Genomic DNA, 24899 nt, shown 5'->3' with positions numbered 1-24899 from the left:
CTTTCTGATAACACGTAACGGCGGTAACCTCGGTGACCGCCGTTTTTTCGTGCGCGCAGCTTTATATGCCTGCCACTTCAGGGGTCTCCATGGAAAGAACCATCTTCAAACCGCTGCTCCTCGCTGCCGGCCTGCTGGCCTTTATGCCCATGGCCCAGGCGGCCAGCACCCTGGTCTACTGCTCCGAAGCCAGCCCCGCCGGCTTCGACCCCAGCCAGTACACCAGCGGCACCGATTTCGATGCCTCCGCCGAAACCGTGTTCAACCGCCTGACCCAGTTCAAGCGCGGCGGCACCGAGGTCGAACCCGGCCTGGCGACCCGTTGGGAGGTCTCCAACGACGGTCTGACGTACACCTTCCATCTGCGTGACGGCGTCAAGTTCCACACCACCGATTTCTTCACGCCCACCCGCGACTTCAACGCCGATGACGTGTTGTTCACCTTCAACCGCCTGCTGGATGCCGACAGCCCGTTTCGCAAGGCCTACCCGTCCGAGTCGCCGTATTTCACCGACATGGGTTTGAACACCACGATCAAAAGCGTCGACAAACTGGACGAGCACACCGTGCGCTTCAGCCTGAACAACGTCGATGCCTCGTTCGTACAGAACCTGGCGATGAGTTTCGCCTCGGTGCAATCGGCCGAGTACGCCGCGCAACTGCTGAAGACCGGCAACGCCGCAGACATCAACCAAAAACCGGTGGGCACCGGGCCTTTTGTGTTCAAGCGTTACCAAAAGGACTCGCAGATTCGCTACATCGCCAATAAACAGTATTGGAAACCCGAGGATGTGAAGCTCGACAACCTGGTGTTCGCGATCACCCCGGACGCCGCGTCGCGCCTGCAGAAACTCAAGGCCGGCGAATGCCAGGTCAGCGGTTACCCGCGCCCTGCCGACATCGAGGTGATGAAACAAGACCCCAACCTGCGCGTGTTGCAGCAAGCAGGGTTCAACCTGGGTTTTCTGGCCTACAACGTGACGCATCCGCCGCTGGATCAACTCAAGGTGCGCCAGGCCCTGGACATGGCCATCGATAAACCGGCGATCATCAAGGCCGTGTACCAGAGCGCCGGGCAACTGGCGCAGAACGCCTTGCCTCCGGCGCAGTGGTCTTATGACCCGACGATCAAAGATGCCCCGTTCGACCCGACCAAAGCGCGGGCGCTACTAAAAGAAGCAGGGGTTGCACCCGGTACGACCATCAACTTGTGGGCGATGACCGTACAACGCGCGTCCAATCCGAATGCGCGAATGTCGGCACAAATGATCCAACAGGATTGGGCCAACATCGGCATCAAGGCCAACATCGTCAGCTATGAGTGGGGCGAATACATCAAGCGCGCCAAGAATGGCGAGCACGATGCGATGATTTACGGCTGGACCGGCGACAACGGCGACCCGGATAACTGGCTCGGCGTGCTCTACAGCTGTGCCGCGGTGAAGGGCAGCAACTACGCCAAATGGTGTAACCCGGCCTACGACAAGCTGGTGCAACAGGCCAAGGTCAGCAGCGACCGCGAGCAGCGTATCAAGTGGTATCAGCAGGCACAAAAAATCCTTAAAGAACAAGTACCTATAACGCCTATTGCGAACTCGACGGTTTTCCAGCCACTTCGCAAGGAAGTGCGGGACTTCAAAATCAGCCCCTTTGGCCTGACGCCGTTCTACGGCGTGAGTCTCGATAAGTAACAGCAACGCCCCAATCGAGTGCACAACACGCCTCGGTTGGGCCTTTTTGGTGCTCGTGCGGCACCGAAAAAGCCCTCCAAATGTACGCATTTATGTCGAAACTTTCATATTTGCGACATTCCTGTACGTTCGTACCACTCTTTCATCCTTGCAACCGTTCAGCATCTTGCAATGGGTATGGCCCCTGCATAAGTATCCGCAGGCCGACTCACGAGGTCGCCCTCACTACCAAAAATGACAACAAATCATGAGGCCAACATGCTTAAACACGCAGTCATTCCGTTACTTGTTAGCGCTGGCCTTATGGCCGCAGCGCCTTTCGCCCAAGCGGCGACTAACCTGGTGTTCTGCTCCGAAGGGAGCCCGGCCGGTTTTGATCCAGGCCAGTACACCACCGGAACAGACTTCGATGCTTCGGCCGAAACCATGTTCAACCGTCTGAGCCAGTTCGAACGTGGCGGCACCGCCGTCGTTCCTGGCCTGGCCACCAGTTGGGACGTGTCCCCGGATGGCCTGACGTACACCTTCCACCTGCGCGAAGGCGTCAAGTTCCACACCACCCCGTACTTCAAGCCCACTCGCGAGTTCTCGGCCGACGACGTACTGTTCACCTTCAACCGGATGATCAACAAAGACGATCCGTTCCGTAAGGCCTACCCCACCGAGTTCCCGTACTTCACGGACATGGGGATGGACACCAACATCAAGAACATCGAGAAAGTCGATGCCCACACCGTCAAGTTCACCCTTGGCACCGTGGACGCCGCCTTCATCCAGAACCTGGCGATGAGCTTCGCGTCGATCCAGTCGGCCGAGTACGCCGCGCAACTGCTGAAAAACGGCACGCCGCAGGACATCAACCAGAAACCTGTCGGCACCGGCCCGTTCGTGTTCAAGAGCTACCAGAAAGACTCGAACATTCGTTACACCGGCAACAAGGACTACTGGAAACCTGAAGACGTGAAGATCGACAACCTGATCTTCGCCATCACCACCGACCCGTCGGTACGTATCCAGAAGCTCAAGAAAAACGAATGCCAGATCACCCTGTTCCCCCGTCCGGCCGACCTCAAGGCACTGGGCGACGACAAGGACTTGAAACTGCCGCACCAGGCCGGTTTCAACCTGGGCTACATCGCCTACAACGTCATGCCGGTGCTTAAGGGCCAGACCGCGCCTAACCCGCTGTCCGACCTGCGCGTGCGCCAGGCGCTGGACATGGCGGTGAACAAGCAGCAGATCATCGACTCCGTGTACCAGGGCGCGGGCCAATTGGCGGTCAACGCCATGCCGCCGACCCAGTGGTCCTACGACACCACCATCAAAGATGCCCCGCACGACGTGGCCAAAGCCAAGGAACTGCTCAAGGAAGCCGGGATCAAGGACGGCACCGAGATCACCCTGTGGGCCATGCCGGTCCAGCGTCCGTACAACCCGAACGCCAAGCTGATGGCCGAGATGCTGCAGAACGACTGGAAACAGATCGGCCTGAAGGTCAACATCGTCAGCTACGAATGGGGCGAGTACATCAAGCGTTCCAAAGGCGGCGAGAACCAGGCCATGATCATTGGCTGGAGCGGCGACAATGGGGACCCGGACAACTGGCTGAACGTACTGTTCGGCTGCGATTCGCTGGCCGGTAACAACTTCTCCAAATGGTGCGACAAGAAATTCGACGGCATCGTGAAAGAAGCCAAGGCCACTTCGGATGTGGCCAAACGCACCGAGCTGTATAAGCAGGCGCAACATATCCTCAAAGATGCAGTCCCGATGACACCTATCGCGCACTCGACGGTGTATCAACCCATGCGCAACACCGTACAGGACTTCAAGATCAGCCCGTTTGGCCTGAACTCCTTCTACGGCGTGAGCGTCAGCGGCAAGTAAGGACCAATCGCGGCGACGTTTCATAACGTCGCCGTTATTGCATCCGCCAGGCCAGTAGGAAACAGACCACATTCGCGCTCGCTGCCGTCCTACGGCAATGAACTTCGATTCGCGGCTCCGTTGCCTACAAGGTCAGTCAGATTTTGCGCATTTACTGCGAAGTCCTCGACCCCTAACGTCGTAGGACAGCAGAGGCTCCAATCTGATGGGCACTTGCTGTGCGTGGAATCAGTGATGTCCCCCTGGCCGTATGCCGGGGGGATTGCTCGCTGATGACAACTACAAACAAGGATCGGGATCGTCATGCGCCATACCACCGTTCTATCCGCAATTTTTGGTACCAGCCTGCTGGCTGTGGCCACGATGGGCCACGCCGCCGAAAAAAAGAGCCTGGTGTTTTGCTCTGAAGGCAGCCCGGCGGGCTTTGACACCGCGCAGTACACCACCGCCACCGACAACGATGCGGCCGAGCCGCTGTACAACCGCCTGGTTGAGTTTGAAAAGGGCGCGACCAGCGTCGTACCGGGGCTGGCAACCAAGTGGAATATTTCGCCAGATGGCCTGACCTACACCTTCCACCTGCGCGAAGGGGTGAAATTCCACAGCAATAAAGAGTTCAAGCCCACGCGGGACTTCAACGCCGACGACGTGTTGTTCACTTTCAACCGCATGCTTGACCCCGACCATCCGTTTCGCAAGGCCTACCCCACCGAGTTTCCATACTTCAACGGGATGAGCCTGAACAAGAACATCGCCAAGGTCGAGAAAACCGACCCGCACACCGTGGTGATGACACTGAACACGGTCGACGCGGCGTTCGTGCAAAATATCGCCATGAGCTTTGCCTCCATTCTGTCGGCCGAATACGCCGAGCAGTTGCTCAAGCAGGGCAAGCCCAGCGACATCAACCAGAAGCCGATCGGCACTGGCCCGTTCGTCTTCCAGCGCTACCAGAAAGACTCGCAGATCCGTTACGCCGGCAACAAACAGTACTGGGACCCGAGCCGGGTCAAGCTCGACCAGTTGATCTTCGCCATCAACACCGACGCGTCGGTGCGGGTGCAAAAGCTCAAGGCCGGCGAATGCCAGATCACCCTGCATCCGCGTCCGGCGGATGTCGACGCTCTCAAGGCCGACCCCAAGCTGCAACTGCTGACCAAGCCAGGTTTCAACCTCGGCTACATCGCCTACAACGTGCGCCACAAACCGTTCGACCAGCTCGAAGTGCGCCAGGCGCTGGACATGGCGGTGAACAAGCAGAGCATCCTCAACGCCGTGTACCAGGGCGCGGGGCAACTGGCGGTCAACGCCATGCCACCGACGCAGTGGTCTTACGACGACAGCATTAAAGACGCCGCCTACAACCCGGAAAAAGCCAAGGAACTGCTCAAGGCCGCCGGCGTGAAGGAAGGCACCGAGATCACCCTGTGGGCGATGCCGGTACAACGGCCGTACAACCCCAACGCCAAGCTGATGGCCGAGATGCTGCAGAACGACTGGGCCAAGATCGGCCTCAAGGTCAAGATCGTCAGCTACGAGTGGGGCGAGTACATCAAGCGCACCAAGAACGGTGAGCACGATATCAGCCTGATCGGCTGGACCGGCGACAACGGCGACCCGGACAACTGGTTGGGCACCCTCTACAGCTGCGACGCCATCGGCGGGAACAACTACTCCATGTGGTGCGACCCGGCATACGACAAGCTGATCAAGCAAGCCAAGGTCGTCACCGACCGCGAACAACGGACTGTTCTGTACAAACAGGCACAGCAACTGCTCAAAGCGCAGGTGCCGATCACACCAGTCGCCCACTCGACGGTCAACCAGCCGTTAAGCGCCAAAGTCGAAGGTTTCCAAGTGAGCCCCTTCGGCCGCAACGTGTTCTCGGGCGTCAGTATCACCCCATAAGAAAATAACCGGATTGCGGGGAGTGGATAACACTCTCCGGCAAACTTGCAGCCTTCTGTTGGGAAATTTCCTACAGCAAACGTTTGCAAATGCTTGAACGAGTTACACACCAATAGCCGGTTCGCCTAAAAGACCGGCATAAAAAAAGAGAACCAAAGGAGCTTCACCCATGAAACTGAGCAGCAAAGCGCTTCTGGCCCTGGCCATCAGCAGCATCACGGCGACCGCTTACGCGGAAACCCAGAGCCAGGACTTCGTTCCCACCACACTGGCCGGCACCAGCGCTCAAAGCGAAGCCAAGGGTTTTATCGAGGACTTCAGCCTGGGCGGCACCACGCGTAACTGGTACTCCCATGAAAGCAAGTACCGTGGGGGCACCTTCGAGTACAAGAAGCACGGCGAAACCCGCACCGACCGCAATCGTACCAACTGGGTACAGGGCACCATCCTCAACGCCAGCTCGGGTTTCACCCAGGGTACCGTGGGCGTCAAGACCGAATTGGCGGTCTACAACGCACTGGTCCTGGACCGCAGCAAGCGTGACATCAAGGGCGGCTCCAACCGTACCCTGGCCGACTCCAACGGCGATGCAGTCGACCAGTGGAGCAAACTGGGCCTGGCCAACGTGCAGTTCCGCGTCTCCAACACCACCCTGACCGCCGGTCGCCAGAACTTCAGCAGCGGCATCGTCGATACCATCGGCAACCGTGCGCTGCCTTCGAGCTTCGAAGGGGTGAGTTTCAACAGCGAAGAGTTCAGCAACCTGTCGTTCCAGGGCGGCGTGTTCGACCGCGTTTCGCCACGTACCGAACAGAGCCTGTCAAAATTCCGCAGTGAATACGGCAACGGCGCTGAAACCGACAAGGTGTCGACCCTGGGCCTGAACTACCAGCCGCTGAAAAGCCTGAAAACCAGCATCTTCGCCGCCAACGTCAAAGACTTCTGGAACCAGTACTACTTCGGCGCGACCCATGAACTGGGCGACAGCTCGGTATTGGGCCTGACCACCGGCCTGAACTACTACAAGACCGTCGACGAAGGCAAAAAGTTGATGGGCGAAATCGACAACGACACCTACTCGCTGTCGCTCGGCCTGACCCACCAGGCGCACAGTCTGACCTTCGCGTACCAGGCAGTGAACGGTAACGAGTACTTCGACTACCTGCACGAAACCAACGGCATCTACCTGGCCAACTCCCTGACCTCGGACTTCAACGGCCCGAACGAGAAGTCCTTCCAGATCGCCTACGCCATCAACATGGCCGAATACGGTGTGCCAGGCCTGAAGTTCAACGCTTACTCAGCGCGCGGCTGGGGCATCGACGGCACCCACTACACCGGCAACGGTGGTCGGGCCAAGTTCGCCTATGACGGCATCCAGAGCCAAGACGGCGAAAAACACCAGGAATACGGTGTAGGCGCCTCTTACGCAATCCAGAGCGGCCCACTCAAAGCCACGGGCATTCGTGCGACCTACGTTGAGCACCGTGGCAGTGAGTTCCAGTCCGACGGCAGCATCAAAGAGTTCCGTTTGGTCACCACCATCCCGTTCAACATCCTTTAATCAGCGCCAGGTAGACGGCGGGCTCAGGACGAGCCCGCCCTCTATGCTCGTCTGGTCCCATCGATTGCAGAGGGCTCCGAATGAACATGCTCCCGTTACAAGCTGCCATTGCCGCTGCGCTGTTGAGCGTGGCGGTCGGCATTTCGGCCAAACCGCTGGTGGTCTGCACCGAAGCCAGCCCGGAAGGTTTCGATCCGGTCCTGTACACCACGGCCGTCACCGCCGACGCCGCCGCCGAAACCCTGTTCAACCGTCTGGTGGACTTCAAGCCCGGCACCACCGAAGTGATCCCGGCGCTGGCCAAGGCCCTGCCGGAAATCAGCGCCGATGGCCTGACCTACACCTTCCACCTGCGTGACGACATCAAGTTCCACACCACCGACTATTTCAAACCCACGCGCAACCTGAACGCCGACGACGTGCTTTGGAGCTTCCAGCGCCAGCTGGACCCGAAACACCCGTGGCACACCAAGTCCAACGTGGGCTACCCGTACTTCGAAAGCATGGGCTTCAAGGAACTGCTCAAGAGCGTCGAGAAGACCGACGATCACACCGTGGTCTTCACCCTGACCCGTCCGGAAGCACCGTTCCTGGCCGACCTGGCCATGGCGTTTTCGTCGATTCACTCGGCCGAATACGCCGACCAGTTGCTCAAGTCCGGCAAGACCGATGACCTCAACGCCAAGCCGGTCGGCACCGGCCCGTTCATCTTCACCCGCTACGCCAAGGACGCCCAGGTGCGCTTCAAGGCCAACCCGGACTACTTCCGCGGCAAGCCGCCGGCCGACCCGCTGATCCTGGCGATCACCACCGACAACAACGTGCGCCTGCAGAAGCTCAAGGCCAACGAATGCCAGATCGCGCTGTATCCGAAGCCCGACGACATCCCGAGCATCAAGAAAGACCCGAACCTGAAAGTCGATGAACTGGCGGCCATGACCACCAGCTACACTGCCTTGAACACCACCCACAAATACATGAGCGACGCACGGGTGCGTCACGCGATCAACATCGCGTTCGACAAGGCCGGCTACACTGAGGCCCTGTACGGCAAAGGCAACGCAGTTGTCGGCACCGGTCCGTATCCGCCGACGTTGCTGGGTTTCAACAACACGTTGAAAAACCCGCCACGCGACCTCGACAAGGCCCGCGCCCTGCTCAAGGAAGCCGGCGTGCCGGAGGGCACCGAGTTCACCCTGTTCACCCGTAACGGCGGCGGCCCGACCAACCCCAACCCGATGCTCGGCGCCCAGCGCATGCAAGCGGACCTGGCCCAGATCGGCCTGAAGGTCAACATCAAGGTGATGGAGTGGGGCGAGATGCTCAAACGCGCCAAAGCGGGCGAGCACGACATGGTCTCTGCAGGCTGGGCCGGCGATAACGGTGACCCGGACAACTTCCTCACCCCGAACCTGAGTTGCGATGCGGCCAAGAACGGCGAAAACTACGCCCGTTGGTGTAATAAAGAATTTCAGGACCTGATCGACAAGGCGCGCGCCATCGCTGAACCCACCCAGCGCGCTGCACTCTATGAACAAGCACTGGACGTCTTTGACAAGGATCAACCGTGGATCCCCATGGCTTATCCGAAAATGTTCACCGCCATGCGCAAAAACGTCGAGGGTTATACCCAAAGCCCACTGACGACCAATAACTTCGCCACCACCCAGGTGAAGTAAATAAGAAAAAACGCTCGGCACCGTCGACGTTGACGGTGCCGGACCTGCCTAACCGGCTGATTGAGGTACACCACAAGATGTTTAGTTTTATTGCCCGCCGATTGGGGTTATTGATCCCCACCTTCTTCGGCATCACGTTGCTGACGTTTGCGTTGATCCGCATGATTCCAGGCGACCCCGTAGAAGTCATGATGGGCGAACGCCGGGTCGACCCCGAGATGCACGCACAGGCAATGGAACGCCTTGGCCTTAACAAGCCGTTGTATGCGCAGTACCTGGACTACATCGGCAAGCTGGCCCAAGGCGACCTTGGCGAATCCCTGCGCACGCGCACCAGCGTGTGGACCGAGTTCACCGCACTCTTCCCGGCGACCCTGGAGCTGTCCATGGCCGCCCTGTTGTTCGCCGGTATCCTGGGCCTGTTGGCGGGGGTGATCGCGGCCTTGAAGCGAGGATCGCTGTTCGACCACGGGGTGATGGGCATCTCCCTCGCGGGCTATTCGATGCCGATCTTCTGGTGGGGCCTGATCCTGATCATGTTCTTCTCGGTGAGCCTGGGCTGGACCCCGGTTTCCGGGCGTATCGACCTGCTCTACGACATCGAGCCACGCACCGGCTTCATGCTGATCGACACCCTGCTGGCCAACGAGCCTGATGCGTTCTGGGACGCCCTGCACCACCTGATCCTGCCGGCCATCGTGCTCGGCACCATCCCGCTGGCGGTGATTGCGCGGATGACCCGTTCGTCGATGCTCGAAGTGTTGCGCGAAGACTACATCCGCACCGCCAAGGCCAAAGGCCTGTCGCCGGCGCGCGTGGTGTTCATCCATGGCCTGCGGAACGCGCTGATCCCGGTGCTCACCGTGGTCGGCCTGCAAGTCGGCACCCTGCTGGCCGGTGCGGTATTGACCGAAACCATCTTCTCGTGGCCCGGCATCGGCAAATGGCTGATCGAAGCCATTGGCGCACGGGACTACCCGGTGGTGCAAAACGGCATCCTGCTGATCGCCTGCCTGGTGATCCTGGTGAACTTCGTGGTGGATGTCCTCTACGGCTTCGCCAACCCACGCATCCGTCACCAGCGCTGAGATCATGACCATGACCACACCTACTCCAGTGTCAGCAGTCGATCAGAGCCTGCTGTACCCGTCGCCGTACAAAGAATTCTGGCAAGCCTTCTCCAAGAACAAAGGCGCGGTTGCCGGCCTGCTGTTCATGTTGCTGATCGTGTTCTGCGCGCTGTTCGCCCCGTGGGTGGCGCCGCATAACCCCAGCGAGCAATACCGCGACTTCCTGCTGACCCCGCCGTCGTGGCTGGAAGGCGGGCAGATCCAGTTCCTGCTCGGCACCGACGAACTCGGCCGTGACTTGCTCTCGCGCTTGATCCAGGGCTCGCGCCTGTCGCTGCTGATCGGCTTGTCGTCGGTGGTGATGTCGCTGATTCCGGGCATCCTGCTCGGGCTGTTCGCCGGGTTCTTCCCGCGCCTGCTCGGCCCGACCATCATGCGCCTGATGGACATCATGCTGGCCCTGCCATCACTGCTGCTGGCCGTCGCCATTGTCGCGATCCTCGGCCCTGGCCTGATCAACACCGTGATCGCCATCGCCATCGTCTCGCTGCCGTCCTACGTGCGTCTGACTCGCGCTGCGGTGATGGGCGAACTCAACCGCGACTACGTGACCGCCGCCCGCCTCGCCGGTGCCGGCCTGCCGCGCCTGATGTTCATCACCGTGTTGCCCAACTGCATGGCGCCGCTGATCGTGCAGGCGACCTTGAGTTTCTCTTCGGCGATCCTCGATGCCGCCGCGCTGGGCTTCCTCGGCCTGGGCGTGCAACCGCCAACGCCGGAGTGGGGCACCATGCTGGCTTCGGCCCGTGACTACATCGAACGCGCCTGGTGGGTCGTGAGCCTGCCGGGTCTGACCATTTTGCTCAGCGTGCTGGCAATCAACCTGATGGGCGACGGCCTGCGCGACGCGCTGGACCCGAAACTCAAGAACGCCGCCTGAGGAGATTCCCATGTCACTGTTAGAAATCAAGAATCTCAACGTGCGCTTCGGCGACAAGACCGCCGTGCCGGTGGTCGATGGCCTCGACATCAGCGTCGACAAAGGCGAAGTCCTGGCGATCGTGGGCGAGTCGGGCTCGGGTAAATCCGTGACCATGATGGCGCTGATGGGCCTGATCGAACACCCCGGCATCGTCACCGCCGACGCCCTGAACTTCGACGGCAAGGACATGCTCAAGCTGAGCAACCGCCAGCGTCGGCAGATCGTCGGCAAAGACCTGGCGATGGTGTTCCAGGACCCGATGACCGCGCTGAACCCCAGTTACACCGTGGGTTTCCAGATCGAAGAAGTGCTGCGCCTGCACCTGAAGATGTCCAGCAAGCAAGCACGCAAGCGTGCCATCGAACTGCTGGAAAAAGTCGAGATCCCCGGCGCCGCCAGCCGGATGGATGCCTACCCGCACCAACTGTCCGGCGGTATGAGCCAACGCGTGGCCATCGCCATGGCGATTGCCGGCGAGCCGAAGTTGCTGATCGCCGACGAACCGACCACCGCCTTGGACGTGACCATCCAGGCCCAGATCATGGACCTGCTGCTGGCCCTGCAGAAAGAGCAGAACATGGGCCTGGTGCTGATCACCCACGACCTCGCGGTCGTTGCGGAAACCGCCCAGCGCGTGTGTGTGATGTATGCCGGCCAAGCCGTGGAAGTCGGCCAGGTGCCGCAACTGTTCGACATTCCGGCGCATCCCTACAGCGAAGCGCTGCTCAAGGCGATTCCGGAACACAGCCTCGGTGCCGCGCGCCTGGCCACGCTGCCCGGCATCGTGCCCGGCCGTTATGACCGCCCGCAAGGCTGCCTGCTGTCGCCGCGTTGCCCCTACGTGCAAGACAGCTGCCGCCAGACCCGCCCGGGCCTGGACCCTAAATCGAACAGCCTCGCGCGCTGCTTCTACCCCTTGAATCAGGAGGTGGCGTAATGGCCGTCGTTCTTACCGCCCGCGACCTGACCCGTCACTACGAAGTGTCCCGAGGCCTGTTCAAGGGCCACGCCACCGTGCGCGCCCTCAATGGGGTGTCCTTCGAACTGGAAGCCGGCAAGACCCTCGCCGTGGTGGGCGAGTCGGGCTGCGGCAAATCCACCCTGGCCCGTGCGCTGACGCTGATTGAAGAGCCGTCGTCGGGCTCGTTGAAAATCGCCGGCCAGGAAGTCGCCGGCGCCGACAAGGCGCAGCGCAAGCAATTGCGCAAAGACGTGCAGATGGTGTTCCAGAGCCCGTATGCCTCGTTGAACCCGCGGCAGAAAGTCGGCGATCAACTGGCTGAACCGCTGCTGATCAACACCCACCTGTCCGCCGCCGAACGCCGCGAAAAGGTCCAGGCGATGATGAAGCAGGTGGGCCTGCGCCCTGAGCACTATCAGCGCTACCCGCATATGTTCTCCGGCGGCCAGCGCCAACGGATCGCCCTGGCCCGGGCGATGATGCTGCAACCCAAAGTGCTGGTGGCGGATGAGCCGACCTCGGCGCTGGACGTGTCGATCCAGGCCCAGGTGCTCAACCTGTTCATGGACCTGCAGCAGGAATTCAACACCGCCTACGTGTTCATTTCCCACAACCTCGCGGTGGTGCAACACGTCGCCGACGACGTGATGGTGATGTACCTCGGGCGCCCGGTGGAAGTCGGCCCCAAGGGCGACATCTACGCGCGCCCCCTGCACCCGTACACCCAGGCGCTGCTGTCGGCCACACCGACCATCCACCCGGACCCGAACAAGCCGAAGATCAAGATCGTCGGCGAACTGCCCAACCCGCTGAACCCGCCGTCCGGCTGCGCTTTCCACAAGCGCTGCCCGTATGCGACGGCGCGGTGCAGCAGCGAGGAGCCGCAGTTGCGGGCGTTGGATAACCGCCAGGTGGCTTGCCACTATGCGGAGCAGTTCGTCGCCTGAAGCGAGCGTCGCGCTCCCCTGTGGGGGGCGCGGTGACACAGCGTTCTACAGCCCTTCCCGTCAGGTTGCGCATCAGCCTGGCGGGAGGGGCTTTTTTCGGTGTTGCGAGTGTCAGGCGCCCTCTCGAAGGTATTTCTTGACCCCCCAATGCCAAAGCAATCGAGACAACAGCAAGAAGGCCAGAGTCGCCAGTACAGCGCCCGCCAAAGACCGCCCCGTCGTCATCCCCATCGCTGATTGCGCGGGCACTTCCATGATGAAAAAGACAGGGACTACGGTCATGATCACGACCTGGATCCACTCCGGATACGCGCCGGACGGGAACCGTCCGGTGGTCAGAAACATAAACAACAGGTGGGAAATGTTGCCGGTTTTCTTGGTCCAGAACGCCAGACTGGCAATGCTGAACCAGACCGAATAAACCAGCGCACACGCGAGGACCATGAAGACCAAGAAAGCGCCGAGCGTCTGCAATGTCAGTTGCCCTTGCGCACGACTGCCACCCAGCATCAGACCCAGCCCCAGCAGGACCCCGAAAATATGCCAGAGGCGCAACTGCCCAAAGGCCAGAATGGTTTGCACATCAACCGGTTTGGACAAATAAGTATCAATGGACTTGCTGATGATCAACTTCGAGGCGGCCTCGCAGTTGGGCAATACCACCATTTGTACAAAGGAGCGAATAAGGATAAAGGCACCATACAACACAATCGACTGCTGTTTATTCCAGCCACCAATTGTCTCGACATTCCCAAAGAAAATCTCAATCACGACATAAACGGACAATCCCAGTAGGGCTGTATTCAACAGGCTGACAAAGACCGGCACGCGGTCTTTCATATTGGCCTGCAACCTTGCTGTCAGAAGCGCCTTGACTGCGCTCAACGTCTTCATTATCCGAACACCGAATAACGTTTTACACCTTTGGCCCAGATAAAATTAGCCAACAACGAAAGTGCAGCAACCAGCACAACCTGAAATAGCAATCCATTAACCAACTGTTCGTTTGTCAACTCGCCCATGATGATTCTGATTGGAAAGCTAATAATGTAAGGGAACGGTGACCACTCAAGTACCGACTGCATCCAGCCCGGATAAAGCGTCAACGGAGCAAGGACCCCACCAAACAGCGTGAGCATGTAAGTCAACACCAGATCAAAGGCACTTGCCTGATCGGACCAGAACGCCGCAAGCCCGCCGATGAAATAAAGTAAATAGTTGATGGCAAAACCCAGTATGACTCCGAGCAGTGCAGGCATCAGATAGCTCAGGTGCAAATACTTACCCGCTTCGGAAAATAGGAATACGCCAGCCACCAGGAAAAATATCGGTATGACTCTGACCATCGCCGAAGCCATTTCACCCAGAAAGTAATAGAAGGCAATATTGAATGGCTTCAACAGGAAACTGCCAATATCCCCCGAATGAATGTCGCTCTCTACTTCTTCAGCAGCTGTACTGGAGACGATTTCGCCAACCAGAAATACCAGCGCAAAGTAAGCGGCAAACCTGGCCGGGGTAAAACCTTCCAGTGCGGCATCCTTTGCAATGCCCATCCAGATGACCATCATGAATAACGGCACCAAAGAGGCGAGTACCAATACAAACAACTCTGCGCGATGCGCAACCTTGCGACGAATGGCTGTGCGCGCAACGCCTGCGACTTTCATGGCAAACCGGCTCACGCGACACACTCCCCGGGCGCACCCTTGACCTTTTGCCCGGCGTCGGCCTGAGAGGCCATGAACAGCTTCAGCAGAGCCTCTTCGATCGGTGGATCACCGATGGAAATGTCGATGACCGGCTGCTCGGCCAGAACCTGCGAACAGACACACACCACCTCAGCAGCCGGCACCAGCAACTCATGCACAAAGCCGTCTGCGGAGCGCACCAGACCGTACCGGCCAAGTGCCGAAGCCATAACGCTTTCAGACAATTCCACCGTAATGATGCGGTGATCCGACATGCGTTTACGCAGCGACTCCAGGGTGTCATCGAAGGAGATCTTGCCATCGGAAACGACAACGACTCGCTCACACAGGGCTTCAATATCCTGCATGTAATGCGACGTCAGCAGAACGCTCACATTGCGCTCGCGGCCATAGTCCCGAATAAATGAACGAACTATCTTTTGCACCCCGACATCGAGTCCGATAGTCGGCTCGTCGAGAAAAAGAACCTTGGGGTCATGAAGTAACGATGCGACCAGCTCACACTTCATTTTCTCGCCAAGCGACAGGGTTCGCACCGGCGCCTTGGCCAACTTCGATACCTTAAGCAATTCATCCAGATAGCCATAGGTCTGCTTGAACTGTTCATCGGAGATTTCGAATATCTTCTGATTCAGCCGGAAAGTTTCCATGGCCGGCAAGTCCCAGATCAACTGTTGACGTTGCCCCATGATCAGCGAGATGGACTTGAGAAATTCCTTGCTCCGCAATTGTGGTTTATAACCGAGAACCGATATTTGTCCTGCCGTCGGATAGAGCAGCCCCGACAGAATTTTCAATGTAGTGGTTTTACCTGCGCCATTCGGTCCGAGAAAGCCTACGACCTCACCCTGCTTGACAGTAAATGAAATATCGTCAACAGCCGTCTTCTCTGAACTCTTGGGAGATACCAGACTTGTCAGCCAACCGAGCGGCCCTTCCGAGCGCTCTTTAATCAGGTAGGTTTTGGACAAATTTTTTACACTAATACAATCCATCGCATGCGAGACCTTGAAGAAAATGAGCTATCCATTGCGCATATCGTTTCAACGCCGACTTGAATATCACGCACCGATCCACGTCGTCAAGAAACGTTATTACACATTTAAATTCTGAATTCACAGTACTGATTTATGATTGCACTTATCGACGCTTGATTGACATCTCGCGCAAGCCCATCGATTAATGAAGCCAGACTCGATGATAGTAACGCGGAACACTCTAGCCCGCGGCTCTTTGCTTTTTCAGATTTGCCAATGGATTAGAAACTAATCGATAGTGACTTCAGCGTCGAGAGCAAAACGCGAGGTCACGCAAAAGAAGAGTAGAACCACAAATGACAGGGAAAGATCGTACAGAAAAATCCTACAGCGTGATTTTGATCCGTTGAAAAAACCTTCTCCCTTGTTGCGCATCTGCCGGGGAAGAAGGGGTTTTCTATTGCCCGGAATTTACGACTAGCTGTCGCCATCGTCGTAGGTTTCACTGTCTTCGCCTTCATTATAAGGGTTTTCCGCATCCTCCTTGGGCGCGGGTTGGGACTGCGGCTGCCAGCCGCCGGAGTTGACCTCCTTCTGTTTTTTCTTGGTGACGGGGCCAGTGTCTTTCCACTGGGGCGTTCCGGCGTCGGCCAGTTGCAGCCCATGTGCCCCGGCGCTTGAGATCCCCAAGGACACCAGTAGCACCAGAGGAATGGCACGTTTAGTTATACGCACCCTTGTCTCCTATTTCCGTCGGTGAGTGGGTGTCGTAGTCGAAACGCTAGACCGGAAGCGGGGTTAGCGCCAATTCCCCTGACTAATGAAAACCTGACTGTGGGAGCTGGCTTGCCTGCGATGGCATCCACTGGGTGTGCCTGATGGACTGAGGTGCCTGCATCGCAGGCAAGCCTGCTCCCACATTTTGGATTTTCGGCAGACATAAAAAAGGGCGAAGCCATGACAGCTTCGCCCTCTTGTCCACCGCTCAGAGCTTAATGGTGCTCGCGGGTCGCACGGAATTTCACATCCGGCCAACGCTCTTCCATCAGCGCCAGGTTGACCCGGGTCGGCGCCAGGTAGGTCAGGTGACCGCCGCCGTCGACCGCGAGGTTTTCCACGGCTTTGTTGGAGAACTCTTCCAACTTCTTCTTATCGCTGCACTCGATCCAGCGCGCGGAGTACACAGTGATCGGCTCGTAGGAGCATTCGACCTTGTATTCCTCTTTCAGGCGACTGGCGACCACATCGAACTGCAGCACACCGACGGCGCCGAGGATGATGTCGTTGCTGCGCTCGGGGAAGAACACCTGGGTCGCGCCCTCTTCCGCCAGTTGCTGCAAGCCTTGGCGCAGTTGCTTGGATTTCAGCGGGTCGCGCAGACGCACGCGGCGGAACAGTTCCGGGGCGAAGTGCGGGATGCCGGTGAAGCCCAGCGTTTCGCCTTCGGTGAAGGTGTCGCCGATCTGGATGGTGCCGTGGTTGTGCAAGCCGATGATGTCGCCGGCGTAGGCTTCTTCGAGCTGTTCACGCTCGGAGGAGAAGAACGTCAGGGCATCGCCGATTCGCACGTCCTTGCCGGTGCGAACGTGGCGCATCTTCATGCCTTTTTCGTACCTGCCGGAGCAGATTCGCATAAAGGCGATACGGTCGCGGTGTTTGGGGTCCATGTTCGCCTGGATCTTGAACACGAAGCCCGAGAATTTCTCTTCCACCGGCTCCACGGTGCGCTCGTTGGCGACCCGGGCCAGCGGGCGCGGGGCCCAGTCCACCACGGCGTCGAGCACGTGGTCGACACCGAAGTTGCCCAATGCGGTACCGAAGAACACCGGGGTCAGTTGGCCGTCGAGGAATTCCTGCTGGTTGAACTCGTGGCAGGCGCCCTGCACCAGTTCCAGCTGGTCGACGAAGCGGTCGTACTCATCGCCCAAGTGGGCGCGGGCTTCGTCGGAGTCGAGCTTCTCGATGATTTTCACATCGGTGCGTTCGTGACCGTGGCCGGCGGTGTAGACAATGATGTAGTCGTCGGCCAGGTGGTACACGCCCTTGAAGTCGCGGTAGCAACCGATCGGCCAGGTGATCGGCGCCGCCTTGATCTTCAGCACCGCTTCGATTTCGTCGAGCAGCTCGATCGGATCGCGGATGTCGCGGTCGAGTTTGTTGATAAAGCTGACGATCGGCGTGTCGCGCAGGCGGCAGACGTCCATCAACGCAATCGTGCGCGGCTCGACGCCCTTACCGCCGTCGAGGACCATCAAGGCCGAGTCCACCGCGGTCAGGGTGCGGTAGGTGTCTTCGGAGAAGTCTTCGTGGCCCGGGGTGTCGAGCAGGTTGATCATGTGATCGCGATACGGGAACTGCATGACCGACGTGGTAATGGAAATACCCCGTTGCTTTTCCATTTCCATCCAGTCGGAGGTGGCATGGCGGTCGGATTTGCGGGATTTCACCGTGCCGGCCACTGCGATCGCCTTGCCCATCAGCAAGAGCTTCTCGGTGATGGTGGTTTTACCGGCATCGGGGTGGGAAATAATGGCGAAAGTGCGGCGTTTCGCGACTTCGGCGGCCTGGTGGGTCATGGGAAATCGCCTGGCAGGTGAGTCAAAAAAGGGCGGCGAGTATAGCGCAAACCCAGGGTGCCGGACCACCGTTCACCCGGTTGGGGGTGGCTAAATACTGCCAAGTATGGAACCTTTTAAAAGGTAGAGACGTCCACTCCCCTGCAACCGCACTCGAAACAGGGGCTGAAAAATCAGCAAGTTAGCCTGACGAGGCTACGCTCATGGCTTGACCTCATGCCGCTTTTGCCGGCATGGGCGAGCTGCTTTTCGCGACCACATTCAACGGCAGCCAGCAGTGGCATGCCACGCAGGAATGTGTTCGCCGACAGAAGAAAAAAGGAGTCCGCCTGTGGCTATTCGCTATGGCAAAGGGCTGATAGGAGGAGCGGTTGTCGTCGCTCTCCTGGCCCTGCTGATCCACTGGATCGGCATCAACACCATCGAACTGTACCGCGACGATTTGTTGTTTTACCTGCAAGCTCACCTGATTCTCGTCCTAGTCTCCATGCTGGCCGCCCTGATTGTGGGCCTCCCCGCCGGTATCCTGCTCAGCCGCCCGAACATGGTCGGGCGCGCCGAACGCTTCATGCAGATCTTCAATATCGGCAACACCGTCCCTCCCCTGGCCGTACTGGCCATCGCCCTCGGCGTCCTCGGCATCGGCAGCGGCCCGGCGATCTTCGCGCTGTTCCTCGCTTCATTGCTGCCCATCGTGCGCAACACCTACGAAGGCCTGAAAAACGTCCAGGGCTCGCTGAAAGAAGCCGCCACCGGCATCGGCATGACCCCGCGCCAGGTGCTGTTTCGCGTCGAGTTGCCGAACGCCGTGCCGATCATCATCGGCGGCGTGCGCGTGGCCCTGGCGATCAACGTCGGCACCGCGCCGCTGGCGTTCCTGATCGGCGCCAACAGCCTGGGCAGCCTGATCTTCCCCGGCATCGCCCTGAACAATCAGCCGCAATTGCTGCTCGGCGCCGCGTGTACCGCGCTGTTGGCCCTGCTGCTCGACGGTCTGGTGACCATGGGCAGCCGCCTCTGGCTGGAACGCGGAGTGCGTGCGTCTTAAGGCTCGGCAAAGGAATTCACATGAAAAAACTGACATTGATATTGAGCTGCGTCCTGCTGTTTGCAGGGGTTGCGCAAGCCGCTGAAAAACCGGTCATCCGCATCGGCGCACGGGTGTTCACTGAACAGACCCTGCTCGCCGAAATCACTTCCCAGTACCTGCGCACCAAGGGTTACGACACCCGCGTGACCGGCGGCCTGGGCAGCAACCTGGCGCGCAGTGCCCAGGAAAGCGGGCAACTGGACCTGATCTGGGAATACACCGGCGTGTCGCTGGTGGCCTACAACCATGTGGACGAGAAGCTCGACAGCGAACAGTCCTACGCTCGGGTGAAAGAACTCGACGCGAAAAAAGGCCTGGTCTGGCTTTCGCCATCGAAATTCAGCAACACCTACGCGCTGGCATTGCCTGAGAACGTGGCCCAGGAATTCCCGCAGATCAACACGATCAGCGATCTGACCCAAGCCCTCGCGGAAAAAACCAAGGCCACGCGCCTGGTGGCCCTGGACACCGAGTTCGCCAACCGTTCCGACGGCATGGGCGGCATGGTCAAGCTCTACGACATGAACCTGACCCGCAAAAACACCCGGCAGATGGACGCCGGGCTGGTCTACACCGCGTTGCGTAACGGCCAGGTGTTTGCCGGCTTGGTGTACACCACCGACGGTCGCCTGAATGCCTTCAAATTGAAGCTGCTCGAAGACGACAAGCACTACTTCCCGGACTACACCGCCGCGCCGGTGGTGCGTCAGGTGTACCTGGACGCTCATCCGCAACTGGCCGCCGATCTGAAGCCACTGGCCGCACTGTTTGACGATACAACCATGCGCGAACTGAACGCGCGGGTCGACGTCGACCATGAAAGCCCATCCGCCGTCGCCGCCGACTTCCTGCGCCAGCATCCACTCAACTAAGAGGAGAAGACATGGAATTTTTAAACGCCTTTTCCCATCTTGATTGGGCCCAAGTCCTGCACCTGACCTGGCAGCACATCACCCTGGTCGGCATTGCCGTGATCCTCGCGATTGTCGTCGGCGTGCCCCTCGGCGTGCTGATGACCCGCTTCCCGAGCCTGGCCGGCCCGCTGCAAGCCAGCGCCACTGTGCTGCTGACCGTGCCGTCCATCGCCCTGTTTGGCCTGCTGCTGCCGTTCTACTCCAAATTCGGCCAGGGCCTGGGGCCAATGCCGGCGATCACCGCCGTGTTCCTCTACTCCCTGCTGCCGATCATGCGTAACACCTACCTGGCCCTGACCGGCGTGGAACCGGGCATCCGCGAAGCCGCCAAAGGCATCGGCATGACCTTCGGCCAGCGCCTGCGCATGGTCGAACTGCCCATCGCCGTACCGGTGATCCTCGCCGGTGTACGCACCGCCGTGGTGATGAACATCGGCGTGATGACCATCGCCGCCACCATCGGCGCCGGCGGCCTGGGTGTACTTATTCTGGCTTCCATCAGCCGCAGCGACATGTCGATGCTGATCGTCGGCGCCGTGCTGGTCAGTCTCCTGGCCATCTTCGCCGACCTGCTTCTGCAATGGCTGCAACGCTCGCTGACTCCAAAAGGACTGCTCAAATGATCGAACTTCAACACCTGACCAAGACTTTCCAAAGCAACGGCAAGACTGTCTCCGCCGTGAACGACGTAAGCCTGACCGTCAACGAAGGCGAGATTTGCGTATTCCTCGGCCCCTCGGGCTGCGGCAAGAGCACCACGCTGAAAATGATCAACCGCCTGATCAAGCCCACCTCGGGCAAGATCCTGATCAACGGCGAAGACACCACCGACCTCGACGAAGTGACCCTGCGTCGCAACATCGGCTACGTGATCCAGCAGATCGGCCTGTTCCCGAACATGACCATCGAGGAAAACATCGTGGTCGTGCCCAAGTTGCTGGGCTGGGACAAGCAGAAATGCCACGACCGCGCCCGCGAGTTGATGAGCATGATCAAGCTCGAGCCCAAGCAGTACCTGCACCGCTACCCGCGTGAGCTGTCCGGTGGCCAGCAACAGCGCATCGGCGTGATCCGGGCGCTGGCCGCGGATGCACCGTTGCTGCTGATGGATGAGCCGTTCGGCGCGGTCGACCCGATCAACCGCGAGATGATCCAGAACGAGTTCTTCGAGATGCAGCGCGCGCTGAACAAGACCGTGATCATGGTCAGCCACGACATCGACGAAGCCATCAAGCTGGGTGACAAGATCGCCATCTTCCGCGCCGGCAAACTGCTGCAGATCGACCACCCGGACACCCTGCTGGCGCACCCGGCGGATGAGTTCGTCAGCAACTTCGTCGGCCAGGACAGCACCCTCAAGCGTCTGCTGCTGGTAAAAGCCGAAGACGCGGCAGACAACGCCCCGTCGGTCAGCCCGGAAACCCCGGTGGCCGATGCCCTGGAGCTGATGGACGAACTCGACCGCCGCTATGTGGTGGTCACCTGCGCCGACAACAAGGCGCTGGGCTATGTGCGCCGTCGCGACCTGCACCGTCAGACCGGCACTTGCGGTCAATACCTGCGCGAATTCAACGCCACGGCCGCGTATGACGAGCACTTGCGCATCCTGTTGTCGCGCATGTACGAGTTCAACCGTTCATGGTTGCCGGTGATGGACGCCGAGCGGGTGTTTTTGGGCGAAGTGACCCAGGAATCGATTGCCGAGTACCTGAGCTCCGGCAAGTCGCGCGGGGGCAAGACCAGTATCGTTTCGCCTGCCGAAACCGCCCTGGCCTGACCTGACACAACACGCTTAAAACTGTGGGAGGGGGCTTGCCCCCGATGGCGGTGTATCAGTCAATATATTCATGACTGACACACTGCCATCGGGGGCAAGCCCCCTCCCACATTTGGTCCGTGGTGTGTCAGGGAAATCCCCCTGATTATCCGCCTGCGGGGAACATCAATCCGTCACACCGGTCGGTTACATAAGTAGCTGCACCCGGTCCCGCGACGAACGCGTGCAAAAACGCGACATTTTTAGTTGATCTCAAGCCCCTCACGCCCTAAAGTTCGCGCCGAACGTCCATGCTGGAAACGATCCATCCGGCTCAAGTACTGACGACGAGACAGCAAGGCCAAGGGAAGCTTATCCCATGGCCTTTTTGCTTTCGGCGACATGCCTTGGGAAGTAGGCGAACCAAAGTGGGGATACGGAGGACGTTCATTTGCACCCATTGATCAATTTAGTTTGCCCTTAGGAGTTCCCAGCATGTCGATCAACGTCGAAGATTATTTCGCGCGCGCCACTTTTGACAAAATGAAGGCGTTCGCCGACAAGCAAGAAACCCCGTTCGTGGTGATCGACACCGCGATGATCAGCCAGGCCTACGATGACCTGCGCGCCGGTTTCGAATTCGCCAAAATCTATTACGCAGTCAAGGCCAACCCTGCCGTCGAGATCATCGACCTGTTGAAAGACAAGGGGTCGAGCTTCGACATCGCCTCGATCTACGAGCTGGACAAGGTCATGGCCCGCGGCGTCAGCCCCGACCGTATCAGCTACGGCAACACCATCAAGAAATCCAAGGACATCCGCTACTTCTACGAGAAGGGCGTGCGCCTGTTCTCCACCGACTCCGAAGCCGACCTGCGCAACATCGCCAAGGCCGCGCCGGGCTCGAAAATCTATGTGCGTATCCTCACCGAAGGCTCGACCACGGCTGACTGGCCTCTGTCGCGCAAATTCGGCTGCCAGACCGACATGGCCATGGACCTGCTGATCCTCGCCCGCGACCTGGGCCTGGTGCCGTATGGCCTCTCGTTCCACGTCGGCTCGCAACAGCGCGACATCAGCGTGTGGGACGCGGCGATCGCCAAGGTCAAAGTGATCTTCGAGCGCCTGAAGGAAGAAGACGGCATCCACCTCAAGCTGATCAACATGGGCGGCGGCTTCCCGGCCAACTACATCACCCGCACCAACAGCCTGGAAACCTATGCCGAGGAAATCATCCGTTTCCTCAAGGAAGACTTCGGCGACGACCTGCCGGAAATCATCCTGGAACCGGGCCGTTCGTTGATCGCCAACGCCGGCATCCTGGTCAGCGAAGTGGTGCTGGTGGCACGTAAATCGCGCACCGCCGTCGAGCGTTGGGTGTACACGGACGTGGGCAAGTTCTCCGGCCTGATCGAAACCATGGACGAAGCCATCAAGTTCCCGATCTGGACCGAGAAGAAAGGCGAGATGGAAGAAGTGGTGATCGCCGGTCCTACCTGCGACAGCGCCGACATCATGTACGAAAACTACAAGTACGGCCTGCCGTTGAACCTGGCGATCGGTGATCGGTTGTACTGGTTGTCGACCGGTGCGTACACCACCAGCTACAGCGCGGTTGAGTTCAATGGCTTTCCGCCGTTGAAGTCGTATTACGTGTAAGACGGCGGCGAACAAAAAACCCATGACCTGTCATGGGTTTTTTTATCGCTCAGAAACAGGTCATGGCATGTTGCTCATAGGCATCGGCCATCGCCCGAATCCGCGGATCATTCGCCTGCGCCAGCGCCTTGTGCGCCACCCGCAAAAACTTCAGATTGCCGCCCGCCAGCGCCTTGCGCAACCACACCAGCGCCGCCTCGATCTGGCCGCTGTCGGCCAGCACCGCCGCGTAACTGAACTGCCCACGGAAATCCCCGGCTTCGGCTGAGCGTCGATACCACGCCACGGCAGCGTCCGGATCCCTCGGGCAAAACCGGCCCTCTTCCAGATAGCGCCCCAACAGGTTCATCGACTTGGCGTGGCCCTGCTCCGCCGCCTGGCGATAACACCTCAGCGCGTGCGCCTGGTCCTCGGCGACACCGCGACCGGTGGCCAGCAGGTTGGCGTAGTTGTATTGCCCCCAATCCAACCCTGCTTCGGCCGCCAGCCGATAGTTCCGCGCCGCCGCCGCTTCGTCGGCGACGCAGCCCCAGCCATGCTCGCGGCAACGCCCCAGCATATTGCGCGCCATCAGGTGCCCGCCCTGCGCCGCAATCTGGAACCAGCGCAGTGCCAGCGCTTCATCGCGCTCGATGCCGCGCCCTTCCAGCAGGATCTGCCCGAGCAAGGCCTGGGCATCCACCACGCCCTCCCTGGCCGCGATCAGGATCGCCTGGGCCGCGCGCACTGGCGAGTCGTCGAGCATGCGCTGCAACTGCTCGACGTTGAGCACTTCTTCACGGCGCAATAAAAAGCCCATGCTCAGACCTCGACCCAGCGACGCAACAGGTTGTGGTAAGTGCCGGTGAGCTGGATCAACGCCGGGTGGTCCGGGACCGCCGCGGTCAGTTGCTGGATCGCACCGTCCATCTCGAACAGCAGGGTGCGCTGGCTGTCTTCGCGCACCAGGCTTTGGGTCCAGAAAAACGAGGCGTAGCGCGCACCGCGGGTCACGGCGTTGACTTTATGCAGGCTGGAGCCGGGGTACAGCACCATATCGCCGGCGGGCAGCTTGACCCGTTGCACGCCGAAGGTGTCCTGGATCTCCAGTTCGCCGCCGTCATAGTCCTCCGGGTCGCTGAAGAACAGCGTGGACGACAGATCGGTACGCACCCGCTCCTGGCTGCCCTTGGGCTGGCGCACGGCATTGTCGATATGAAAGTCGAAACTGCCCCCGGCCGTGTAGCAGTTGAGCAGCGGCGGGAAGACTTTGTGCGGTAACGCCGCCGACATAAACAACGGGTTTTGCCACAACCGCTCCAGCATCGCCGTACCGATTTCCTTGGCCAGCGGGTGGCCTTCGGGCAATTGCAGGTTGTGCTTGGCCTTGGCGGACTGGTGCCCGGCGGTGATTCTACCGTCGGCCCAGTCGGCGGTTTCCAGGGCTTGGCGAATGCGCTGCACTTCCTCACGAGAGAACAGGTCGGGAATATGCAGCAACATGAGCACTACCTGAGAGCGGAAAGACGTTAATGGTATTGATTCTT

At 59.5% G+C, this 24899-nt stretch carries 21 protein-coding genes; 14 read left to right on the top strand and 7 right to left on the bottom strand.

Annotated features, from left to right (window positions below; all coding sequences use genetic code 11):
- The first annotated feature begins 89 nt into the window (after positions 1-89).
- From MOQ67_RS05605 to MOQ67_RS05565, 9 genes are all read left to right on the top strand, one after another.
- The gene (locus MOQ67_RS05605; protein ID WP_102617143.1) at positions 90-1691 is read left to right on the top strand and encodes an ABC transporter substrate-binding protein; all 1602 of its coding nucleotides are present in this window, start codon (positions 90-92) and stop codon (positions 1689-1691) included.
- A 258-nt stretch (positions 1692-1949) separates the two neighbouring features.
- A complete protein-coding gene (locus MOQ67_RS05600; RefSeq protein WP_026139828.1) occupies positions 1950-3578 on the top strand; it encodes an ABC transporter substrate-binding protein in 1629 nt (542 codons plus the stop codon).
- A gap of 363 nt (positions 3579-3941) precedes the next feature.
- Entirely contained in the window at positions 3942-5486 is a 1545-nt protein-coding gene (locus MOQ67_RS05595; protein ID WP_371918420.1) for an ABC transporter substrate-binding protein, read from the top strand.
- A gap of 169 nt (positions 5487-5655) precedes the next feature.
- Positions 5656-7050 carry an OprD family outer membrane porin gene (locus MOQ67_RS05590; RefSeq protein WP_017845437.1) on the top strand — a complete coding sequence of 465 codons (1395 nt, stop codon included), beginning with the start codon at positions 5656-5658 and terminating at the stop codon, positions 7048-7050.
- Positions 7051-7130: 80 nt separating this feature from the next.
- The gene (locus MOQ67_RS05585; protein ID WP_017845438.1) at positions 7131-8729 is read left to right on the top strand and encodes an ABC transporter substrate-binding protein; all 1599 of its coding nucleotides are present in this window, start codon (positions 7131-7133) and stop codon (positions 8727-8729) included.
- A gap of 77 nt (positions 8730-8806) precedes the next feature.
- The gene (locus tag MOQ67_RS05580; protein WP_017845439.1) at positions 8807-9817 is read left to right on the top strand and encodes an ABC transporter permease subunit; all 1011 of its coding nucleotides are present in this window, start codon (positions 8807-8809) and stop codon (positions 9815-9817) included.
- Between the two features lie 10 nt (positions 9818-9827).
- Positions 9828-10739, top strand: coding sequence for an ABC transporter permease subunit (locus MOQ67_RS05575; RefSeq protein WP_026139829.1), 912 nt, complete (start codon positions 9828-9830; stop codon positions 10737-10739).
- 10 nt (positions 10740-10749) lie between these two features.
- Positions 10750-11718: an ABC transporter ATP-binding protein gene (locus MOQ67_RS05570; RefSeq protein WP_102617145.1), complete on the top strand. Its 969-nt coding sequence runs from the start codon at positions 10750-10752 to the stop codon at positions 11716-11718.
- Complete coding sequence (locus MOQ67_RS05565; protein WP_017845442.1) at positions 11718-12689, top strand: peptide ABC transporter ATP-binding protein; 972 nt, start codon at positions 11718-11720, stop codon at positions 12687-12689. The genes MOQ67_RS05570 and MOQ67_RS05565 overlap by 1 nt, the downstream gene beginning before the upstream one ends.
- A gap of 111 nt (positions 12690-12800) precedes the next feature.
- Here MOQ67_RS05565 and MOQ67_RS05560 read toward each other — a convergent pair whose 3' ends face one another.
- From MOQ67_RS05560 to MOQ67_RS05540, 5 genes are all read right to left on the bottom strand, one after another.
- Positions 12801-13583, bottom strand: coding sequence for an ABC transporter permease (locus MOQ67_RS05560; RefSeq protein WP_198718299.1), 783 nt, complete (start codon positions 13581-13583; stop codon positions 12801-12803).
- A complete protein-coding gene (locus tag MOQ67_RS05555; protein ID WP_079442848.1) occupies positions 13583-14374 on the bottom strand; it encodes an ABC transporter permease in 792 nt (263 codons plus the stop codon). The genes MOQ67_RS05560 and MOQ67_RS05555 overlap by 1 nt, the downstream gene beginning before the upstream one ends.
- A complete protein-coding gene (locus MOQ67_RS05550) occupies positions 14371-15372 on the bottom strand; it encodes an ABC transporter ATP-binding protein (RefSeq protein WP_275959203.1) in 1002 nt (333 codons plus the stop codon). The genes MOQ67_RS05555 and MOQ67_RS05550 overlap by 4 nt, the downstream gene beginning before the upstream one ends.
- A 483-nt stretch (positions 15373-15855) precedes the next feature.
- Entirely contained in the window at positions 15856-16113 is a 258-nt protein-coding gene (locus MOQ67_RS05545) for a hypothetical protein (protein ID WP_169881213.1), read from the bottom strand.
- Positions 16114-16370: 257 nt separating this feature from the next.
- A complete protein-coding gene (locus tag MOQ67_RS05540; RefSeq protein ID WP_017845444.1) occupies positions 16371-17954 on the bottom strand; it encodes a peptide chain release factor 3 in 1584 nt (527 codons plus the stop codon).
- A gap of 331 nt (positions 17955-18285) precedes the next feature.
- On the opposite strand from MOQ67_RS05540, the gene MOQ67_RS05535 reads away from it, so the two are divergent.
- The 5 genes from MOQ67_RS05535 to MOQ67_RS05515 all read left to right on the top strand — a co-directional run bounded on the left by MOQ67_RS05535 (position 18286) and on the right by MOQ67_RS05515 (position 23373).
- Positions 18286-19002, top strand: coding sequence for an ABC transporter permease (locus MOQ67_RS05535; RefSeq protein ID WP_046384714.1), 717 nt, complete (start codon positions 18286-18288; stop codon positions 19000-19002).
- Positions 19003-19022: 20 nt separating this feature from the next.
- Positions 19023-19916, top strand: coding sequence for a glycine betaine ABC transporter substrate-binding protein (locus MOQ67_RS05530; protein WP_017845446.1), 894 nt, complete (start codon positions 19023-19025; stop codon positions 19914-19916).
- Between the two features lie 11 nt (positions 19917-19927).
- Positions 19928-20581 carry an ABC transporter permease gene (locus MOQ67_RS05525; protein WP_017845447.1) on the top strand — a complete coding sequence of 218 codons (654 nt, stop codon included), beginning with the start codon at positions 19928-19930 and terminating at the stop codon, positions 20579-20581.
- Positions 20578-21735, top strand: coding sequence for an osmoprotectant ABC transporter ATP-binding protein OsmV (locus MOQ67_RS05520; RefSeq protein ID WP_017845448.1), 1158 nt, complete (start codon positions 20578-20580; stop codon positions 21733-21735). Before MOQ67_RS05525 ends, MOQ67_RS05520 begins: the two co-directional genes overlap by 4 nt.
- Before the next feature lie 474 nt (positions 21736-22209).
- Positions 22210-23373: a type III PLP-dependent enzyme gene (locus MOQ67_RS05515; protein WP_017845449.1), complete on the top strand. Its 1164-nt coding sequence runs from the start codon at positions 22210-22212 to the stop codon at positions 23371-23373.
- 49 nt (positions 23374-23422) lie between these two features.
- On the opposite strand, the gene MOQ67_RS05510 is transcribed toward MOQ67_RS05515, so the two are convergent.
- Positions 23423-24172 carry a tetratricopeptide repeat protein gene (locus tag MOQ67_RS05510; protein ID WP_198717413.1) on the bottom strand — a complete coding sequence of 250 codons (750 nt, stop codon included), beginning with the start codon at positions 24170-24172 and terminating at the stop codon, positions 23423-23425.
- A 2-nt stretch (positions 24173-24174) separates the two neighbouring features.
- Positions 24175-24855 carry a Fe2+-dependent dioxygenase gene (locus MOQ67_RS05505; RefSeq protein ID WP_448675874.1) on the bottom strand — a complete coding sequence of 227 codons (681 nt, stop codon included), beginning with the start codon at positions 24853-24855 and terminating at the stop codon, positions 24175-24177.
- Positions 24856-24899 lie beyond the last annotated feature (44 nt).

The organism is Pseudomonas sp. LY-1, from assembly GCF_053502595.1.
Note: the sequence above shows the minus strand (reverse complement) of the source record. Positions and strands in the feature narration are given on the sequence as shown.

Coding starts and splice junctions, on each gene's coding strand:
- MOQ67_RS05605 (WP_102617143.1), top strand. CDS start 90: ATGGAAAGAACCATCTTCAAACCGCTGCTCCTCGCTGCCGGCCTGCTG.
- MOQ67_RS05600 (WP_026139828.1), top strand. CDS start 1,950: ATGCTTAAACACGCAGTCATTCCGTTACTTGTTAGCGCTGGCCTTATG.
- MOQ67_RS05595 (WP_371918420.1), top strand. CDS start 3,942: ATGGGCCACGCCGCCGAAAAAAAGAGCCTGGTGTTTTGCTCTGAAGGC.
- MOQ67_RS05590 (WP_017845437.1), top strand. CDS start 5,656: ATGAAACTGAGCAGCAAAGCGCTTCTGGCCCTGGCCATCAGCAGCATC.
- MOQ67_RS05585 (WP_017845438.1), top strand. CDS start 7,131: ATGAACATGCTCCCGTTACAAGCTGCCATTGCCGCTGCGCTGTTGAGC.
- MOQ67_RS05580 (WP_017845439.1), top strand. CDS start 8,807: ATGTTTAGTTTTATTGCCCGCCGATTGGGGTTATTGATCCCCACCTTC.
- MOQ67_RS05575 (WP_026139829.1), top strand. CDS start 9,828: ATGACCACACCTACTCCAGTGTCAGCAGTCGATCAGAGCCTGCTGTAC.
- MOQ67_RS05570 (WP_102617145.1), top strand. CDS start 10,750: ATGTCACTGTTAGAAATCAAGAATCTCAACGTGCGCTTCGGCGACAAG.
- MOQ67_RS05565 (WP_017845442.1), top strand. CDS start 11,718: ATGGCCGTCGTTCTTACCGCCCGCGACCTGACCCGTCACTACGAAGTG.
- MOQ67_RS05560 (WP_198718299.1), bottom strand. CDS start 13,583: ATGAAGACGTTGAGCGCAGTCAAGGCGCTTCTGACAGCAAGGTTGCAG.
- MOQ67_RS05540 (WP_017845444.1), bottom strand. CDS start 17,954: ATGACCCACCAGGCCGCCGAAGTCGCGAAACGCCGCACTTTCGCCATT.
- MOQ67_RS05530 (WP_017845446.1), top strand. CDS start 19,023: ATGAAAAAACTGACATTGATATTGAGCTGCGTCCTGCTGTTTGCAGGG.
- MOQ67_RS05525 (WP_017845447.1), top strand. CDS start 19,928: ATGGAATTTTTAAACGCCTTTTCCCATCTTGATTGGGCCCAAGTCCTG.
- MOQ67_RS05520 (WP_017845448.1), top strand. CDS start 20,578: ATGATCGAACTTCAACACCTGACCAAGACTTTCCAAAGCAACGGCAAG.
- MOQ67_RS05515 (WP_017845449.1), top strand. CDS start 22,210: ATGTCGATCAACGTCGAAGATTATTTCGCGCGCGCCACTTTTGACAAA.
- MOQ67_RS05510 (WP_198717413.1), bottom strand. CDS start 24,172: ATGGGCTTTTTATTGCGCCGTGAAGAAGTGCTCAACGTCGAGCAGTTG.
- MOQ67_RS05505 (WP_448675874.1), bottom strand. CDS start 24,855: ATGTTGCTGCATATTCCCGACCTGTTCTCTCGTGAGGAAGTGCAGCGC.